Below are 787 nucleotides of genomic sequence, written 5' to 3' on the forward strand. Positions count from 1 at the left end.
CTCGTGAATTCATGCTCCGGGGGTAGAGCACTGTTTCGGCAAGGGGGTCATCCCGACTTACCAACCCGATGCAAACTGCGAATACCGGAGAATGTTATCACGGGAGACACACGGCGGGTGCTAACGTCCGTCGTGAAGAGGGAAACAACCCAGACCGCCAGCTAAGGTCCCAAAGTCATGGTTAAGTGGGAAACGATGTGGGAAGGCCCAGACAGCCAGGATGTTGGCTTAGAAGCAGCCATCATTTAAAGAAAGCGTAATAGCTCACTGGTCGAGTCGGCCTGCGCGGAAGATGTAACGGGGCTAAACCATGCACCGAAGCTGCGGCAGCGACACTGTGTGTTGTTGGGTAGGGGAGCGTTCTGTAAGCCTGTGAAGGTGTACTGTGAGGTATGCTGGAGGTATCAGAAGTGCGAATGCTGACATAAGTAACGATAAAGCGGGTGAAAAGCCCGCTCGCCGGAAGACCAAGGGTTCCTGTCCAACGTTAATCGGGGCAGGGTGAGTCGACCCCTAAGGCGAGGCCGAAAGGCGTAGTCGATGGGAAACAGGTTAATATTCCTGTACTTGGTGTTACTGCGAAGGGGGGACGGAGAAGGCTATGTTGGCCGGGCGACGGTTGTCCCGGTTTAAGCGTGTAGGCTGGTTTTCCAGGCAAATCCGGAAAATCAAGGCTGAGGCGTGATGACGAGGCACTACGGTGCTGAAGCAACAAATGCCCTGCTTCCAGGAAAAGCCTCTAAGCATCAGGTAACATCAAATCGTACCCCAAACCGACACAGGTGGT

Annotated in this window: 1 rRNA gene; it reads left to right on the forward strand. The window is 54.3% G+C overall.

The window, feature by feature from the left end:
* Positions 1 to 787 (forward strand): 23S ribosomal RNA (locus tag AACU94_RS24605); the annotation flags it as partial.

This window comes from Escherichia sp. E4702 (assembly GCF_963883545.1).
Classification (GTDB): Bacteria; Pseudomonadota; Gammaproteobacteria; order Enterobacterales; family Enterobacteriaceae; genus Escherichia.